At 33.1% G+C, this 18,809-nt stretch carries 14 protein-coding genes; 6 read left to right on the forward strand and 8 right to left on the reverse strand.

Going from position 1 to position 18,809, the window contains the following annotated elements; genetic code table 11:
* Positions 1–119 precede the first annotated feature (119 nt).
* From NBE98_RS21135 to NBE98_RS21155, 5 genes are all read right to left on the reverse strand, one after another.
* Positions 120–1,022, reverse strand: a complete 903-nt coding sequence (locus NBE98_RS21135; RefSeq protein WP_250816983.1) for a phosphate ABC transporter substrate-binding protein — start codon at positions 1,020–1,022, stop codon at positions 120–122.
* Positions 1,023–1,175: 153 nt separating this feature from the next.
* Positions 1,176–2,468 (reverse strand): beta-N-acetylhexosaminidase, encoded by a 1,293-nt coding sequence (nagZ, locus tag NBE98_RS21140; protein ID WP_250816984.1) that lies wholly within the window; start codon positions 2,466–2,468, stop codon positions 1,176–1,178.
* 111 nt (positions 2,469–2,579) lie between these two features.
* Positions 2,580–4,313, reverse strand: coding sequence for an ABC transporter ATP-binding protein (locus tag NBE98_RS21145; protein WP_250816985.1), 1,734 nt, complete (start codon positions 4,311–4,313; stop codon positions 2,580–2,582).
* Positions 4,314–4,512: 199 nt separating this feature from the next.
* Entirely contained in the window at positions 4,513–6,177 is a 1,665-nt protein-coding gene (locus tag NBE98_RS21150) for a ribonuclease J (protein WP_284703674.1), read from the reverse strand.
* Positions 6,178–6,366: 189 nt separating this feature from the next.
* Complete coding sequence (locus NBE98_RS21155) at positions 6,367–6,528, reverse strand: hypothetical protein (protein WP_250816986.1); 162 nt, start codon at positions 6,526–6,528, stop codon at positions 6,367–6,369.
* A gap of 161 nt (positions 6,529–6,689) precedes the next feature.
* Between NBE98_RS21155 and NBE98_RS21160 the strand changes: the two genes are divergently transcribed.
* Positions 6,690–7,541 (forward strand): YitT family protein, encoded by an 852-nt coding sequence (locus NBE98_RS21160; RefSeq protein ID WP_250816987.1) that lies wholly within the window; start codon positions 6,690–6,692, stop codon positions 7,539–7,541.
* Between the two features lie 74 nt (positions 7,542–7,615).
* Here the strand turns inward: NBE98_RS21160 and NBE98_RS21165 are convergent, their stop codons facing one another.
* Positions 7,616–9,256: a LolA family protein gene (locus tag NBE98_RS21165; protein WP_250816988.1), complete on the reverse strand. Its 1,641-nt coding sequence runs from the start codon at positions 9,254–9,256 to the stop codon at positions 7,616–7,618.
* Positions 9,257–9,272: 16 nt separating this feature from the next.
* Positions 9,273–9,806 (reverse strand): RNA polymerase sigma factor, encoded by a 534-nt coding sequence (locus tag NBE98_RS21170; protein ID WP_250816989.1) that lies wholly within the window; start codon positions 9,804–9,806, stop codon positions 9,273–9,275.
* 231 nt (positions 9,807–10,037) lie between these two features.
* On the opposite strand from NBE98_RS21170, the gene cooS reads away from it, so the two are divergent.
* Complete coding sequence (cooS, locus tag NBE98_RS21175) at positions 10,038–11,957, forward strand: anaerobic carbon-monoxide dehydrogenase catalytic subunit (protein WP_250816990.1); 1,920 nt, start codon at positions 10,038–10,040, stop codon at positions 11,955–11,957.
* Between the two features lie 162 nt (positions 11,958–12,119).
* Positions 12,120–13,454 (forward strand): DUF2334 domain-containing protein, encoded by a 1,335-nt coding sequence (locus tag NBE98_RS21180; RefSeq protein ID WP_250816991.1) that lies wholly within the window; start codon positions 12,120–12,122, stop codon positions 13,452–13,454.
* Positions 13,455–13,720: 266 nt separating this feature from the next.
* Here the strand turns inward: NBE98_RS21180 and NBE98_RS21185 are convergent, their stop codons facing one another.
* Positions 13,721–14,023 (reverse strand): hypothetical protein, encoded by a 303-nt coding sequence (locus tag NBE98_RS21185; RefSeq protein ID WP_250816992.1) that lies wholly within the window; start codon positions 14,021–14,023, stop codon positions 13,721–13,723.
* A gap of 144 nt (positions 14,024–14,167) precedes the next feature.
* On the opposite strand from NBE98_RS21185, the gene NBE98_RS21190 reads away from it, so the two are divergent.
* From NBE98_RS21190 to NBE98_RS21200, 3 genes are read left to right on the forward strand one after another with little or no spacing between them, the layout of a single operon-like run.
* On the forward strand, positions 14,168–15,607 hold the full coding sequence (locus NBE98_RS21190) for a glycosyltransferase family 39 protein (RefSeq protein ID WP_250816993.1): 1,440 nt from the start codon (positions 14,168–14,170) through the stop codon (positions 15,605–15,607).
* An 18-nt stretch (positions 15,608–15,625) separates the two neighbouring features.
* Positions 15,626–17,482: an LTA synthase family protein gene (locus tag NBE98_RS21195; RefSeq protein WP_250816994.1), complete on the forward strand. Its 1,857-nt coding sequence runs from the start codon at positions 15,626–15,628 to the stop codon at positions 17,480–17,482.
* Positions 17,482–18,768 (forward strand): glycosyltransferase family 39 protein, encoded by a 1,287-nt coding sequence (locus tag NBE98_RS21200; RefSeq protein ID WP_250816995.1) that lies wholly within the window; start codon positions 17,482–17,484, stop codon positions 18,766–18,768. The genes NBE98_RS21195 and NBE98_RS21200 overlap by 1 nt, the downstream gene beginning before the upstream one ends.
* The last annotated feature ends 41 nt before the right edge of the window (positions 18,769–18,809 follow it).

Raw genomic sequence — 18,809 nt, forward strand, 5'->3', positions numbered from 1 at the left:
AAGATTTTCTAAAGGTTTCTTATCTATTGCAGATAACTAAAGCGTTATATAAAGTAAATAAAAAACAAGAGCTTCATATGTAAGCTCTTGTTTTTTATTTATTTAGTTATTCAAACATCTTACCTAGATACCTTCATATCATTTATAGGAATATATCCAAGTTTGGTAATTACAGGCTTAACTTCCTCACTAACTATATACTCAAGAAAAGCTTTTGCAACGTCTTTTGCTTCACCTTTTGTATACATGTGCTCATAAGACCATATCTTATACTTGCCATTGATAACATTCTCTTTGGTCATCTCTACACCATCAAGCTTAATCATCTTCAATCCCTTAGTATTATCAGCTTCATTTAAGAATGAAGAAGCTAGGTATCCTATTGCACCATCAGTTTCTTCTATTGTCTTTTTTACTGCTCCGCTGGAATCTTGTGTTAGTGACTTTCCTTCAACCTCTTCTTTATCATTTAAAGCATATTTCTTGAAAGTTGCCCTTGTTCCTGAAGATTTTGGTCTGTTGATAACAATTATGTTCATATCATCTCCGCCAACTTGTCTCCAGTTAGTTATTTCACCAGTAAATATTTTTACCAGATCTTCTTGTTTTAAATTGTCTACTTTTACTTTTGTATTAGCCACTACACCAAAGGCTACCACCGCAACCTTATGATCTACTAGCTGTTTAGCTTCCTCAGGCTTTAGCTTTTCCTCTGCAAATATATCTGAGTTTCCTATATCAACTGCTCCTTGGAGAACTTGTGTTAAACCTGTACCACTACCTCCTCCCTGCACATTAACCGAAGCATCTGGATACTTCTCAGCAAATTTTTTACCAACTTGCTCTGCTAGAGGCTGTAATGCAGTGGAGCCCGAAGCTGTTATACCACCAGCTATCTCCTTTGTTGCAGAAGTGCCTGAATTCTGCGATGTTGTTTCCTTGCTTCCACAGCCTGCAAAAGCTCCTGCAATCATGCTAATAGCTAGTGCGCTAACCACCATTTTAAATTTATTTGATTTCATTTCTTGAACCCTCCAATTTATTTAACTTTATTGTCTTGTACACTTATAATTTTAATATCTGAAGGTTATTCAGGTATTATCTGAAAGTTAAGAAAACTTTACATAGGTTAAATCCAGAACATATAAAGAGCAGCCACGTGTGGCTGCTCTTAACTACTTTTTGTTGACATATGAGTTCAACAGATTATTTATTTTGCTGTTGATTTTGTTCACATCTACGGTGTTTATTATTTCATCTTTTAACTGATACTTTTCTTTAAGCTTCAAAATCCTATACACACTTTCATCTATTCTTTCTTCAGATATCTCTCCTTTGACAACTGCATTCTTCAAAGTATTTATCACTTCTAATTCATTGTTATAGCCGTGGCATACCAGCACTATATCGGCTCCTGCGCTTACTGACTTTACTGCAGCCTCTCCAATTGGGTAATTTTTCACTATGGCTCCCATTGTCATGTCATCAGTTATAACTACACCTTCAAACTTAAGTTCCTTCCTAAGTATGTCTGTTATAATTATTTTAGACATTGAAGAAGGATTATCTTTATCAATTTTAGGTAGAAGTATGTGTGCTATCATTACCACATCTGCATTATTCTTTATAGCTTCAGAAAAAGGTATAAGTTCCAAACTCTTCAGTCTCTTTAAATCATTACTTACAGAAGGAAGCCCTTTATGAGAATCTACTAAAGTATCTCCATGGCCTGGAAAATGCTTTACTGCTGGAATAATGTTTTGATTCTGAATACCCTTCATTGTTTGAATACCTAGGCTACTCACTATACTTGCTTTTGCTCCAAAGGCTCTATCCCCAATAACAAGATTTCTAGGATTACTATTTATATCAAGAACGGGTGCAAAATCCATATTGAATCCAAAAGCTTTTATTTCTTCTGCAATTACACTTCCAAGTTTATAGGAAAAAGTAGGATTATTAATTTGCCCTATAACTTTATTTGAAGGAAGTTTCTTAAATTCTTTTGGCATCCTTGTAACTCTTCCACCTTCTTCATCTATGGTCATGAATAGAGGAATCTTATTTTTTTGATTTTCTTTTTTAATTTCATTTATCAGACTCAGCAGCTGCTTTGAATCTTGAACATTCTCACCCATAACAATGATGCCGCCAACCTTATGCTTATCAAGGAGATTTTTTGTATTTGAATTTAAATTATATCCATCAATCCCTACTACGAGCATTTGCCCAATTTTCTCTTCAAGACTCATACTACTAATCTGCTCTTTAGTTTTATCAACTTCTATGTCTTGATCACCCTTTGATATATCTTCATTTGGTCCATTTGTAGGTGGATTCAATTGGCCAGAGTTACTATCTATATTCTTATCTGAATATCCATTAGTATTCTCTTTAGTCAAATTACAAGCTGAAGCACTAAATAAAATCATTACCAATAGTAAAATTAAGCCTTGCTTTTTAAACACGACTGCCACCGCCTGCCTTATAAAATATTTACATAATTATAGACGTAATTTATACGCTTTTAGTTTCCATCTTAAATATAATTTATATGAAGTAAACTCAGCATCTTATTCCTAAGCTATTTCAAATTGCATGTTATAAAGACCGGCATAAACCCCATTCTTGTCTAAAAGCTCATCATGAGTTCCTTCCTCCTGAATTCCCTCTTCTGTTAGAACTAGAATATTGTCTGCATTTCTTATAGTGCTTAATCTATGTGCTATAACAACGGTGGTCCTATTCTTAGCTAAATCCTCAAGTGAATTTTGTATATATTTTTCACTTTCATTATCAAGTGCTGAAGTAGCTTCATCAAGAATTAATATTGGTGGGTTTTTAAGAAATACTCTTGCAATAGAAATTCTTTGCTTCTGTCCTCCAGAAAGCTTAACACCTCTTTCCCCAACATAGGTGTTATACCCCTGTTCAAGTCCCATAATAAACTCATGAGCATTTGCTTTCTTGGCTGCTTCAATTATTTCTTCATCCGTTGATCCAGGTTTTCCATAAGCAATATTTTCCTTAATTGTTCCCGAGAACATATAAACATCCTGTTGAACTATACCAATATTATTTCTTAAGGATTTAAGCTTGATATCCCTAATGTCGATACCATCGATTTTAACAGCACCATTGTCCACCTCATAAAACCTTGGTATTATGCTGCAGAAGGTAGTCTTTCCTCCCCCTGAAGGTCCAACAACAGCGATAGTTTTTCCTGCCTCAATATTTACGTTGATATTGTTTAGCACTGTATTTCTATTGTCATAACTGAAGGTAACATTTTCAAAACTTATTTGCCCCTTAACTTTACCTAATTCAACAGCTTCTTTCCTATCTGTAATATCAGGGTGAATATTTATAACCTCTAAAAATCTTTCGAAGCCTGTTATTCCCTTTTGATACTGCTCAGTAAAGTTGACAAGCTTGTCAATAGGGTTTAAGAATATATTTATATAAAGTATATAAATAACTAAATCTGAGGTTTGAATCTCACCATTGCTTATAAAAATACCGCCAAAGAGCACAACTGAAAGATATAAAATCCCTTGAAAAAAGCCATTCATGCTAAAGAACTTTCCCATAACTCCATAGCTGTCTTCTTTAGTTTCAAGAAATTCCTGATTTCCATTCTGGAACTTCTTATTTTCAATATGTTCATTTGAAAAAGACTTGACAACTCTTATACCTGAAAGGCTGTCCTGTATTTGAGCATTTACATTTGCTATTTTTTCTCTGTTCTTTTTAAATATAGACTTCATTCTCTGGTTATAGTTTATTGAGAAATATATCATGAATAAAGTTATAAATATTAGTATAACAGTTATCTTAACATTAATACTCATAAGAATAATAAAGGAACCTGCAATCTTTAGTATAGATATAAAAATATCCTCTGGCCCATGATGCGCAAGCTCAGATATATCAAACAAGTCAGTTACAATTCTAGACATAAGTTTTCCTGTGTTTGTATTATCATAGTAAGAAAAGGAAAGCTTTTGAAGATGGCTGAATATGTCCCTTCTCATGTCCGATTCCATTCTTGCACCCATAATGTGTCCCCAAGAAGTTATATAATACTGGCAAAAATATTTTATAACATACATCAATAGAAGTGCTGCACCTATTAGTGCTACATATTTGATTATTTGTGCTTTATCCCTTGTATAAACATCGTTTAACAAAAATCTTACAAGCACTGGAAATGCTAAATCTATTCCTGAAAGAGTAAGTGCACAGAACATATCCATAAAGAACATTCCCTTATAAGGCTTATAATAACTTATAAATTTTTTCAATGTATTCACGTATCTTCCCCCTTTAATTTTTTAGAACACAACCTCTATTATATAATAATTAAATAGAAAATGTAATGCTTGAAACTAAATCGCTGGTTTTATAAGATTTTACTTATATTACGCTAATTATATGCCTATTAATAAAAATAGTGAATTGCTAGCAAAGAAATAAGCAGTTCTAATGAACTGCTTATCTTAAGTCTTATATTTAAATTTCCATTATTATAGGCAATATTAAAGGTCTTCGCTTAGTTTTTTCATAGAGGAATTTTCCAACTGCATTCTTAATGTTGGATTTAATAACAATCCATTCTGTTATTCCTTCATCCATACATTTTTCAAGTTCTCTTCTTACTAGCTCTTTAGTTTCATTGATTAAGCTTTCAGATTCTTTAACATAAACGAATCCTCTTGTTATAATATCTGGACCAGCTAAAACACTTCTAGCTTCCTTTTCAATTGTTGCAACTACTGTTAAAATTCCATCTTCAGCAAGATGCTTTCTGTCTCTTAGCACTATGTTGCCAACATCTCCAACTCCAAGCCCGTCAACCATTACTGCTCCTGATGGAACTCTTCCTGCTTTCTTAATCTCGTCCTTTGAAACCTCCAACACTTCTCCTGTTTCTATTATTATAGTGTTGGCAGGATCCATACCAAGTTTCTGTGCTAGTATTGTATGGTGTCTTAGGTGTCTGTATTCTCCATGAACAGGCAGGAAGAACTTAGGCTTAATTAATGAATGCATAAGCTTTAACTCTTCTTGACGAGCATGACCTGATACGTGTACTTCGTCTAAAGCATCATAAATAACATCTGCACCTTTTTTAAACAATTCATTTATTACTCTTGAAATAAACTTCTCATTTCCAGGTATAGGTGATGCAGAAATAATAACCATGTCACCTGGCTCTACCTTAAGAATCTTGTGTGTGGAAGTGGACATTCTAGCCAATGCAGACATAGGCTCGCCCTGACTTCCTGTAGTAATAACAGTAACCTTTTCATTAGGGTATTTATGAATTTCATCAACTCCTATATTATTACCTTCTGGGATGTTCAAATAACCTAACTCCATAGCTACCTGCGAAACTCTCTCCATACTTCTTCCGCTAAAAGCAATTTTTCTTCCATGCACAAGAGATGCGTCTATAATTTGCTGCATTCTATGTATGTTTGATGCAAACGTAGCTACTATTACTCTTCCCTGTGCTTTTGAAAAAGCTTTGTGGAAGGTCTCTCCAATTACTCTTTCAGAAACTGTATAACCTGGTCTTTCAACGTTTGTACTGTCTGCCATTAGCAGAAGTACACCTTCACTACCAAGTCTTGCAAAACGCTCTAAATCCATCATCTTTCCATCTATAGGAGTATAGTCAATCTTAAAATCTCCTGTATGCACAATTCGACCAATTGGTGTATGTATACATAAAGAACAGGAACCTGCAATGCTGTGACTATTTCTTATGAATTCTACTTTTAATTGTTCTAAAGCTACGACATATCCCGGCTCGACAACATTAAGTTCACAATCATTAAGTATGTTATGTTCCTTAAGTTTAAGCTCTACAAGCCCTAAAGTAAGCCTTGTTCCATAAATAGGAACATTTATCTGTTTTAACACATAGGGAAGTGCACCTATATGATCCTCGTGTCCATGTGTCAAAAATATACCTTTAACCTTGTCTTTGTTGTTAATTAAATAAGTTACATCTGGAATAACTAGATCAACGCCGTACATATCTTCGTCTGGAAAAGAATTTCCGCAGTCAATGACAACTATTTCATCTTTATATTCAATGGCCGTTATGTTCTTACCAATTTCCCCAAGACCACCTAATGGAATAATTCTAATTTTGTTATTTCCTTTCAAAATGTTTGCCTCCTTTGCTATTTCTAATAATTATCATTATTTAGTTAATGTATTTTATAAAATTAATTATAATTACTATATATCATATACTTTTCCCACTATTAGTTAAAATAAAACTAATTATAACAGCTTATTTATAAAAAAACCATAACTTAGGCTAATTTTACCTAAATTATGGTTTTTAATCAATTACTTTTCTGAATTAGCTGCAAATGAATGTTTCTCAGGTTCATGAACTCCTATTTTACGTCCATTTTCAATACCAATGTGTCCACCATTTTGAAAATAAACTTTTCTAAGCTCAGGGTTTGATTTAGGTCTTGTTTTACTTAATCCTTTATTATTATCCATAATTACCCCTCCTTTAAAATAGAACTCAATACATCCACACTATTAATTTATCCAAAGCCTCATACATATATATTAGGAAACTAGAGTAATATTTATTAAATTCTAGCTTAAAATAATATTAATGCTTATGTGAAACACTATAGGCAAAGGACGGTGATATCTTGAAATTAAATCCTTTAATTACATTGAAAAGAATAGTAATTATCTTAGCAGCCAGTTTAATATCCTCTATTGGAATTAATATGTTTATCATACCTCACAAACTTTTAAGCGGCGGAGTATCAGGTATTTCGCTAATACTTCAATATCTAACAGGCATACATGCTGGACTTTTCATAATTTTAATTAATATACCTCTATTTATTTTGAGCATTAGAGAACTTGATAAAGAATTTACTATGCTAACTATAATTGGTACAGCAGCTCAGTCGCTTTTTTTAATCTTAACTAAAGACGTATCTCAATTTTTTTATTCTGAAGATCTGCTTCTAAGCTGCATTTACGGAGGAACTCTAAATGGTCTTTCTCTCGGTATTATTTTTAGCAATTATGGTTCTCTTGGTGGAACAGATATTATTTCAATGATATTGAGAAGACGCTATAGCTTGGAAATAGGTAAAATATCTTTTGGAATAAATATTGTAATTGTTGCTATAGGGGCAATATTTTTTGGAATCGAAAGGGCTTTATATACATTAGTATCAATGTTCTTAGTTTCAGCTGTTATTGATAAGGTTATTAATGGTTTTGACAGAAAGAAGATGTTATTAATTGTTACTGATAAGGAGACGGAAATTATAGATAAGATACATCAGGATCTAAAGAGAAGTTCAACTCTATTATACGGTCTTGGTACTTATAGCAAGAAACAAAAAAAGCTTGTATACTCAGTTGTATCGTTATCCCAAGTACCTAAAGCTAAGAGAATAGTTGAAGCTGCTGATCCTTATGCTTTCATGTCTATAATTGATACATCAGAAATACAAGGCAAGGGATTTAAAAAATCTATATAATAAAAAAGACTGGAAATTCCAGTCTTTTTTATTATATATTTTATTTCTCCTAGTTTTCTCCAATGGACGTATATTTATTTCTCAGCCGGATCAAATCCAACTACAGTCCATATTCCTGTATTATCCTGTCTTATCAGCCTTTCTAAATACACTCTTCTAACAAGTGTTTTACTTCCGCTTACCTCAACTACTGCCTCTTTACCATTATTTTTTACAAGTTTAAGCTCTTCATATTTTATAGGGTAATCTCCCGCAATTCCTTCAGGCGAAATTTTTAAGCATACAAAAACCTGGGAAACAAACACTGGATCAAGCTTCCATGGCGAGTGTCCTACATCAGCATTTTTCTGATCTCCCTTTTCTGCTTCCATATTAACATTAACTTCTATTTTAGGCTTATCTGACGGCTTATCATATAATTCTACGGTTCCATTTGCTATTTTTTCAGTAAAATCTGACAATTCTTCAAGCGATGTATTTCCAACAGTTGCATATTCAATACCATCCTCCTGCCATCTTACTGAGCTTAAGCCTGTTACTCCAGCATAAGCTCCTCCACCTTTAAGTACTCCTATTTCAGATTGCACTGGTGATTGAACTTCAGCAGTATTATTATTTATTTTTCCTAAAATAGCTGTAGATGCTACTTTCAACTCTTCTGAAGTTTTTTTCTGTATAATATATATTTTCTTTTCACTATTCTGAGATGTATAGCTAATCTTAACAGACTTTGTATCATTTATGATTGCAATACTGCTCTCATTATATCCTGAAGGTATAGTTTTAATTGTTCTAGGTATAAATCCTGCTATTTTTGATGCTTCCTCAATATTGCTTACCACTTGATCTGTATTTGAATTAACTTCTTTAAATCCCTTAGGCACACTATAGCTTAAAAGCTCTCTTGGAATAGTTTCTGTAAAGTTTATATTTGAATAATACATTTTATACTGAACTGAGTTCTCCATAGATGTCTGCTTTTGCAAAGGCATCTTCGTCTCTTTATCTATCCATATCTTATATGAATTTCCTCCTTCAGGGGTTACCTCCATTACTGAAACTTTTCTTCCTGAAAGAATTTCCTCACCTATAACCTTAGTGTTAACATCACTCTTTATACTTTCAATCTCTTTTCCAATTTCAAAGGTGAAACTGTACTGATCCGGGAATGCTGCAAACACGTCAACTTCCTTTTCCTTAGGTTGGACTTGCCACTTTTTTTGTCCATCATTTGCTGTTATCAAGTCGCTTTGATTTCCTTGCAATCCCTTAGCATAATAACGTCCTTCTTGGTCAGCCCAAACTTCTATTTTAGATTGTGTCACAGACTTCCCTTCTGCATTAGTTTCTACTACCTCGAGAATTCCATGATAAGCCTTTATTTCTTTATAAGCCTTCTCCATAGCAAAAACCAAATTAGGCTTATTAATAGGTGCTGCTATATTTAATATAACTATTAATATAGCAGCTGCCGCAGTTGCTCCAAAAGCATAGGACCATTTTCTTGGTTTAACCTTCCTATATATAGAGTCAGCCAAATTTTCACGATAACCCCCTTCTGGCATACTTGGTTCCTTCAAGCTTTTTACTTTTTTAACAGTATCAAAAATCTCCATAAGCTCTTCTGACTCAATATTTATTTCGTGTTCTTTAGGTTTTCTCTCATTATTTAAACTATCTATATAGCTTGATAATTTATATTCTTTATTGTCCATAACTCGCCTCCAACGGTCAAAATTCATTTTTAAACAGCTTTGAAAGCCTCTGAAGCCCTCTATACTGTAAAACTCTTATATTTCCTTCTGTCTTATCCATCTTCTTTGCAGTATCCGCCACCGAATACCCCTTTATTATTCTTAGTTCAATCACAAGTCGCTGTTCATCACTTAAAAGCCTTAGAGCATTCTCTATAATTTCACGCTCTCCTATAATTTCAGTAGAGTCTTCAACTGCAGCCTCTACTAGATTTATATCATCGATATTAATTGGATGTCCCTGACGTTTACTCTTTCTCCATTTATCTCTTAAGATATTAAGTGAAACTGGCTTTAAGAAACCTATAATCTTATCAATTTTAATATTATTTTTCTTCATATACGTAATAGCCTTTATATAAGTTTCCTGAGTAATATCCTCAGCTTCTTCCCTGTTTTGAACTTTAAAGTAAACATAACGGTAAAGAGGTTCCCAAGTATTTGAGCATAATTGTTCAATTTCCTTTTTATCATCTAGTTTCATATAATTTTTTTCATCTGCCTCCATCATAAGCTGAACTCTTTTATCCTAGCTAGGTATTTACAATAATAAAGACGATAGTACTACTTTAGATGTTACACTCTATTTTAAGTTTGTATTATTATAATTTATTCATCAAATTATACCTACTGATGCTTGTTATTACGCTAGCTTGAACAAATTAATACATATTTATAAACCCTTATGGAAACCTTATTATTGGATAAACTTACATATTTGTTACAAGGGAGCGGATGATAAATGAGTGAAACAATTCTAGAAAAAAGCGAAGGCAGAGTCAGTTATCATGATTCTGTAGAAGAAATGGTTAAAAGAATTAGAAATGATGGCATGTCAAATGTATGGGACAGATATGCCTATCAGGAAAAGATACGCTGCAAATTCTGTCTTGAAGGATTAAGCTGTCAACTGTGTTCAAATGGTCCTTGCAGGATAAGCGAAAAGTCAGGACAGGATAAAGGTGCCTGTGGTATAGAAAAAAACGCAATGGCTATGAGAAACTTTCTTCTTAAGAACATAATGGGTGCTGGAACATACAGTCACCATGCTTATGAGGCCTTCAGAACTCTTCAAGCTACAGCAGAAGGTAAAACCCCCTTCACAATAAAGGACGTTAATAAGCTTAAATGGATGTGTGAAAAAGTTGGAATTGATACAAATCAGGAAGTAAATGACATGGCAATAGAACTTGCAATTCTTCTTGAAGATCAACAAAGAATTGGTGTTGAAGAACAGAACATAATGGTTGAGGCCTTTGCGCCTAAAAAGAGAAAAGAGAAATGGAGACAGCTAGGCATTTATCCAGCTGGAACCGTTCATGAGGAGCAAAACTGCGTTGCTAGCTGTCTAACAAATGTAGACGGAAGTCACGTTTCATTGGCAATGAAAGCCTTAAGACTTGGAATAGCTACTATTTACAATACTCAAATAGGACTTGAAATGGTTCAAGACATACTTTTTGGAACCCCAATGCCTCATGAAGTAAATATGGACCTTGGAGTAATGGATCCTGAATACGTAAATATTGTTTTCAATGGACATCAACCTTGGCCTGGAGTTGCTACTATTTTAAAGGCAAGAACTCAAGAAGTTCAAGAAAAAGCAAAGGCTGCAGGAGCAAAAGGTTTAAGAGTAATAGGCTCTATAGAAACTGGCCAAGAGCTTCTTCAAAGATTTGAAATGGACGATGTATTCGTTGGACATATGGGTAATTGGCTCTCTATAGAACCTCTGCTTGCTACAGGCACTGTTGATGTATTTGCAATGGAAGAAAACTGCTCGCCTCCAGCTATAGATATGTATGCTGAAAAATATCAGGTAACTTTGGTTTCAGTTAGTACAATTATTGACCTTCCTGGACTTCAGCACAAGATACCTTATGACCCATCTGAAGTTGATGATATGGCAGATAGATTAATTGAACTTGCTATAGAAAACTTTGGAAAGAGAAAGAGTAAAAAAATTGAACCTCTAGTTCCTAAAATAACACAAAAAGCTATAGCTGGCTTCTCAACAGAGGCAGTGCTTGGTGCACTTGGCAACAAGCTTGACCCATTAGTTGATGTTATAGCTGCTGGAAAGATAAAAGGAGTTGTAGCCCTAGCAAACTGTTCAACCTTAAGAAACGGCCCTCAGGACTGGATGACAGTTAATCTTACAAAAGAGCTTATAAAGAGAAATATATTGGTGGTAGCAGGCGGCTGCGGAAATCATGCTCTCGAAGTCGCAGGCCTCTGCACTGTTGAAGCAGCAAATGAAATAGCTGGAGAAGGCTTAAGAGAAGTTTGCAATATGCTAAAGATTCCTCCAGTATTAAGCTTTGGAACCTGCACAGATACAGGAAGAATATCCATGCTCGTTACAGCTCTTGCAGACCACTTGGATGTTGACGTTTCAGACCTTCCTATAGCTGTTACTGCGCCAGAATGGATGGAGCAAAAGGCAACAATAGATGGTATATTTGCTTTAGCTTATGGTTGCTACACTCACCTGTCTCCTACTCCATTTATGACAGGAGCTCCACAGCTTGTTGAGCTTTTAACTGAAAAAGCTGAAGATGTAACAGGTGGAAAAATAGCTTTAGGCGATGATCCTGTTCAGGTTGCTAATGATATAGAAGCTCATATTATTAAAAAGAGAAAAGGAATGGGCTTAAGCTAAAAAAATCCATAGAGACTTCTTAGTCTCTATGGATTTTTAATTTTCCGAAAAATTCTTATTGCTTAGCTCTACATTTGTATTATATGATTAAGTTATAAGTATATAGGGGGATAAAATTGTTGATAACCATTTAATGACTACTGAGTGCCACAGGGGGATGCTATGAAAAAAGTATTAAAATTATTAACTATATTCTTAATGTTAACAGTAAGCATATTTTCAGCCAACAAACTTAATAAAATAATTAAGACCAATTCCGTTGATAAAAACACTATTCTAGCCTCGTTTCATTCCAGCAAATCAGCTTTTAACAGTAAAAGATTTAGGAAAGATGCTTTCTCACAGATGCAATCTAATATTGTTAAGGACGTAAACATTTTCATAGATAATAAGGATATATCTTCAAAAGATTTAATCCTATGTAATTATAATAGATATTATTTTAAGGTGTCTGATATTGAAACCGTATTAAACTGTTCTATAAAATTAGCAGAGGACACTTTTTCTGTTTATAAGGATAATTCCAAAAGTGAACGAAGCTATATACACCCTTATTTAACCTATGACAATACACCTTATATATCTATGATAGATTTAACTGAGTCACTAGGGCTTACACTTTCATGGGACTATGAATCTAAAACTCTGCGTTTTTATAAGCTTAAATCAGAATTGTCTCGTCAATCCAGAAAACAGTATAAGAAACCGGCTTTGATTAGATTGGAAGATATAACAGCAGGTCTTAGCTATAAAAAAAGTGATAATTTGCAAAAGCTAAGGATTATGTCAGATTTGATGTATTCAAGGGATTTGCCTTTTCACATAGCTTGGATTCCAAGATACCTTAAGCCAAGCTCTAATATTGACAATGACTTGCTTAAGGTGTATTCATTGTCAAATGTAGATTTTGTTTATACATTAGACTATATGACAGCAAAAGGTGGTATCATAGGCCTTCATGGATACTCTCATCAATATGACGACACAGAAACCTGTGTAGGCTCTGAGTTTGGAAGAAACCCAAAGGTAACCCCTGAATATACCAAAGAAAGAGTAGAGCTTGCGATAAATACGGCAAAACAGCTAGATATTCCATTTGAATTTTTTGAAAGTCCTCATTATAACAGTACCAAAGAGCAACAGCAGGTTATAGAGAAATATTTTGATTATATGTACGAACCTGCTAAAAATACCTATAATACTATGCCAATTTTAAGTAAGGGGAACAATAAAACTATTTATGTTCCAACTCCTTTAGGCTATGTACAGAATGAAAGTGCGGAATCAATTATAAAACGAATAAATTCAAAACCTAAGGATCATGTCGCTTCCTTCTTTTATCATCCTTATATAGAATTTGATTATATTAAGCTTTTAAATAAAGATGGATATCCGGAATATGATTACTCTGAGTCTTCAATACTGAAGCAAATTTTAAAAGCTCTTGATGCAAAGGGCTTCAGTCCTGTAAAAATAACAGATATAAAAATATCATAGGAAAAGGCGAAGAAAAAAATCTTCGCCTTTAAACATTTTACTTATACATGGGTTTGCACCTTTTTCTCATGTAACTTACTATACTGATAACACCTGCTGCTGTTAAAGCTCCCATGCCGATAATAATTTTTTTAACCATACAACCACGCTCCCCTAAAATTTATATCTAAATTTTTCCCGTTAGATAAGATATTTAATCCTAGTTTTAGAACTATTTTTACTTTTAAGGCAAAAGGTGGGTGGACTATTTTTACTCTAGCAGTCTATTATTTTTTCTTCCTTGATACTAGTAATAACGTGGCAATACCTGCAGCTGCTGCTAAACCTACTCCTGCTGCTACCTTAACTATCGTTTTCATATTTCTAGATGTTTCACTTTCTTTGACATCTTCTTCCTGTGACTTAACAAGCATTGTCTTAATCTTGATAGGCTCACCATCAAGTTGTTCAACTTCATCACTTATAGGTCTTTGTTCATATTCCATAGAATCATCCTCAGTAGAATCAATATCTTCTTTTTTATCCTCGTTAGGAATAAATGCATGCTTTAATTTATCCTTAAAATCCATGAAAAACCACTCGCTTCCTTATTTATTCATTTATTTTGCTTATATGATTATTTTATGCAAAATTATTACATTTGTACATCAATATTTTTACTAAAGTTTATGATATAATAAAGCCTATATGTTACGTTACAAGGAGATGAATAAATGTTTAAAAAGTACTTTAATAACTTTTTGCATTATGCAGTTATAATAGCATTATTATTTCCATTTCGCTTTGGAATCTCTCACCTTTTATATCTTGCAAATTCAAGCAAGTCCAAAGCTTTTATTGTTGTTATAACTTTGATGTTTTTATTTTCAATTTATTATTATAATCGCGGTCATAAGAAACTAAAAGTAAATTTTGATTCGATTAATGATAAAAAACTCTTACCAACAATTATTATTTCAGCATTTATACTAAGACTGTTGTGGATTATAGCAGTTCCTACACAGCCTGTTTCCGACTTTGAATTAATCTATCAAACCGCTGGTCAAGCTTCCGCTGGAAATTTCACCAGTTTTCAAGGAATAGCTTACTTTGCTCGTTTTACACACAATGTAGTAACTGTTTTATATTTTTCTATATTTTATAAGTTTACCGCAAATCCACTATTTTTAATCAAATTCTCTAATGTAATATTTCAAACAGCTTCGATATATGCTTTATATCTTGTTGCCAAGCAATTGTTTAATAAGGAGAAGGCTCTTTTATGTGCTATAATAATGGCTTTCTTTCCTCCTTTTATTATGTATACCTCTGAAATAATGTCTGAAAATCTTGCTATGCCTATATACCTTTTTAGCATTTACTTATTCTTAAGAGGTATTGATACAGATAAAAATAAGTTCTTTATCATAAGTGGTGTTTTACTTTCTGCAGCTAATATGTTTAGAATGGTGGGTATTATTTTTATAATTGCCTACATTGTCTACAACTTTATTTATAAGGCAATAAAACTAGGTTTAAAAAACAATGTTATCACTTTAGCTTCTTATTTAATTCCTCTTTACTTAGTAAGTCAAAGCTTAATATCAGCTGGTGTGACTGATACTCATTTATGGAAGCCAAAAGAATCTAATTTTACCTCAATATTAAGGGGCTCAAGCATCCAATATAACGGAAGATGGAACGTCGAAGATGCCTCTCTTCCAGAAAAATACAACTATGATATGGATAAAGTAAATGCTGCTGCTAAGGAAATTGTTATTAAAAGATATACTACTACCCCTTTCCTTAAATTAACTAGTCATTTTATTAACAAGCTAAGCATGCAGTGGGGCATTGGAGATTTTGGTGCATCTGGCTGGACGATCCAAAATGCAGATAATACATCAGTGGGAAGTGCTTTAAAGTATCGCTATTACGAAATATACTTTGTAACTCAATTAATTTATTTAATTATGCTTATAAGAATATTTATTGTTATGTTAAAAAAAGATTATGTTCAAATTGAAAAAATCAATTTCTTTTACATTCTATTTGGAGGCTTCATACTCTTATATCTCATAAGTGAAAATCAAGAGAGATATTCCTTCATAGTATCGTGGATATTTATAATACTTCAGCTTGGTTTCACCCCCAAACTAAATAATGCCAAATAACTTAACAGGAGAAAATAAATGAGTGAAATTGTCTTACAAAGGCAACCTATTAAAGGTTATTTTCAAAAAAGAGTTTTATATGTATTAAAAGATAAACCTGCTATGTTCGTATTTATATCCATCTATATAAAAACGCTGCTGTTTATGAATATTTTAGACAGCAGTGGAGCCTCAAAGCTAAGCCTTACTTTTGATACTGTATACCTATATCATGTTGTATCATTATTTTTTATATTGGGGCTTATAAGCTTTTCTTTTCTGACTGATAAAAGTGGTCATCTTCTACTGCTTATAGTAACAAACCTTCTATTTTCTATAATCCTAGTGGGAGACTTATGGTATTTCAGAGGTTTTAATGACTTCCTAAGCTTTCATCTTTTAGGTGAACTGAATAATTTAAATAATCTTTCAAACAGCGTTTTATCAATGTCAAGACCGATAGATATCATATTTATTGCTGACAATTTGGTTCTGATTTTATTTTTTAGGGTTATAAGAAAAAAACACTCAAACTTCGGTAAACTTAAAGGTACCTTTACAATGCTCTTTGGTTTCTCCTTATTGACTATTATGCTTTTGCATATATCTCTAGACTATAACGGGAAGAATTATAAAGGGCCTGAATTTTTTAAAACTCAATGGGTTCCTCAATCTACAATGAGAAATCTTTCTCCACTAGGCTATCACCTATACGACACCTATGTATTCATTGAGGATAACAGACCATATAAAATGAGTAATGCTGAGAAGTCCAAAATTAAGGACTGGTTTGCATACAAAAATGAAAATCTGCCTGATAACCAATACAAAGGTATGCTCTCAGAAAAAAACCTAATTATAATACAGGTTGAATCCTTAGAAAACTTCGTAATTAACAACAAACATGAAGGACAGGAGATTACTCCTAATTTGAATAAGCTTCTTAAAAACAGCTTATACTTTTCAAATATATATGAGCAGGTTAATAACGGCAACAGTGCTGATGCAGATTTAATGATTAACACTTCCTTGTTTCCTGTAAGGAGAGGAAGCACCTTTTTTAGATTTCCTAATAACAATTACAATACTCTTCCGAAAATGTTAAATAAACTAGGTTATACCTCCAGAGCTCTTCATTCTGATTATGGCTACTACTGGAATGTTGAAAAGGCTCTAGCAAACTTTGATTTTCACGAATTTAAAGATATACGAGGCTTTGACAGCTCCGACGTCTTTTGGATGGGGCTTACTGATGAAAGCTTCTTTAAACAGGTTAATGCTATTGCAGTGAAGGATAAAGATCCCTTCTATTACTTTACAGTAACTTCAACCTCCCACTCTCCTTTTGAAATTCCTGAGAATTTTAAAGGACTGCAGCTGAGTGAAGCTTTTGATAAAACCTATATGGGCGGTTATTTTCAAAGCATCCATTATACTGACAAGCAAATCGGAAGATTTATAGATAGTCTTGAAAGAGACGGAATCCTAGATAACTCGATTATAGCAATATACGGAGACCATAATGGGGTTCATAAATATTATAGCGATGAGGTATCCAAGCTATCAGAAAAAGAAGCTTGGTGGGAAAATGAAGGCCGCGTACCTTTTATCGTATACAGCAAGAATATAGCTGGTGAAGAATTAAAAACTATTGGCGGTCAGATAGATATGCTTCCTACTTTAGCATATACTCTTGGAATAAAAAAAGAACTTTATGAAAATAGTTCTCTAGGAAGAAACCTTTTGAATTCTAAAAGAAGCTTTGCTCTTCAAAACAACGGCAATATAGTCGGAAGAAGCACCTTAAACGAAGAGGAAATAAAGCATATAGAGCAGTCCTTTGAAATTTCTGATAGAATAATAAGGTCTAATTATTTTAAAAGGATGGATGAATAGTGTATAACTTAAAAAACGAAAGCAAAAATATTAAAGTCTTACTGACAATAATAACATTACTGTTTTTTACTATCTGCCTTGTTTCTATATTTGCATATGGAAACGGCACCTTACTTGGGGATCTTCAAAATCCTAATAATGATGATGTCAAATTTATAAGAAGTGCTCAAATACTGGCTGAGACAGGTGTTTATACTTATCACAGACCACCTAACCCAACTGTATTTATGATGCCTGGGCTGCCTTACACCCTTGCTTTATTTATTCTTATCTTTGGAAAATTAAACGCTGCTTTAACTGCTTTTAGAATTTTTCAAGCAGTACTTTTAACCTTGTGCTTATTGTTAACCTTTCTAATTGGCAAAAAAATATTTAGTAGCAAGGTTGGAATAATTGCGGTTTTATTAAATGCTTTATATATCCCAGAGGTTTGGATTTCTAATTTAATTCTTACAGAGGCATTATTTAAATTCTTTGTATTGAATTTAATATATCTTTCACTCTTTGCTATAGAAGAGAAAAAAATGTTCTACTACATACTCGGCGGTATATCCTGGGGAATTGCTACGCTTTACAGGCCTACAATCGCGACCTTCCCTATAGTTATATTAATTATGTGGATAATAAAAAGATACAGCTTTACGGATATTTTAAAATATACTATTACTGTTTCTCTAGTTTTATGTGCAATACTAAGCCCTTGGTGGACAAGAAACTATAAAACCTTTAATGAATTTATACCTTTGACAAAAGCAACAGGAAATCCTATGCTTCAAGGAACCTATATCCACTACAACCAAAGCAGCAGACAAACTGATGGTCTTGACTATTCTCAATTTAAATATCCAGCAGAAACAGAGTTTGAAAATAATGATGTAGAAATTGCTATATCAAAATACAGATTAAAGAATCTAGTTCCTAAAAATCCTCTTGGATTTTTGTATTGGTATACTATAGGCAAAACCTTTATCCAGATAGGCACTGTTTTCTTCTGGAATACTTTCTTAGGAATACATCCTGCTTTTGCTTATATATATCACTATTTTATTTTATTATGTGCTTTCTTTGGCATGAAGCACTACTTTAAGGATAAACAAAAGAATATAATGGGCTTGGCAATTTTCGGAGCTATAATTTATTTTATAGTTGTATATCTGCCCTTCTATGTTTTCTCAAGATACTTCTACCCTGCAATGCCTCTAGTTATGATTTTTGCAGGAGTTCATATAGTTAAATGGTTAGAGGGTTCAAAATTTCAAAGATTTTATAATTTTATTGCAAACTAATATTTAAATATATAAGTATTAAAAAAACAGCGCAAACATAT

Origin of the sequence: Clostridium swellfunianum (assembly GCF_023656515.1) — a bacterium.
GTDB lineage: Bacteria > Bacillota > Clostridia > Clostridiales > Clostridiaceae > Clostridium_AT > Clostridium_AT swellfunianum.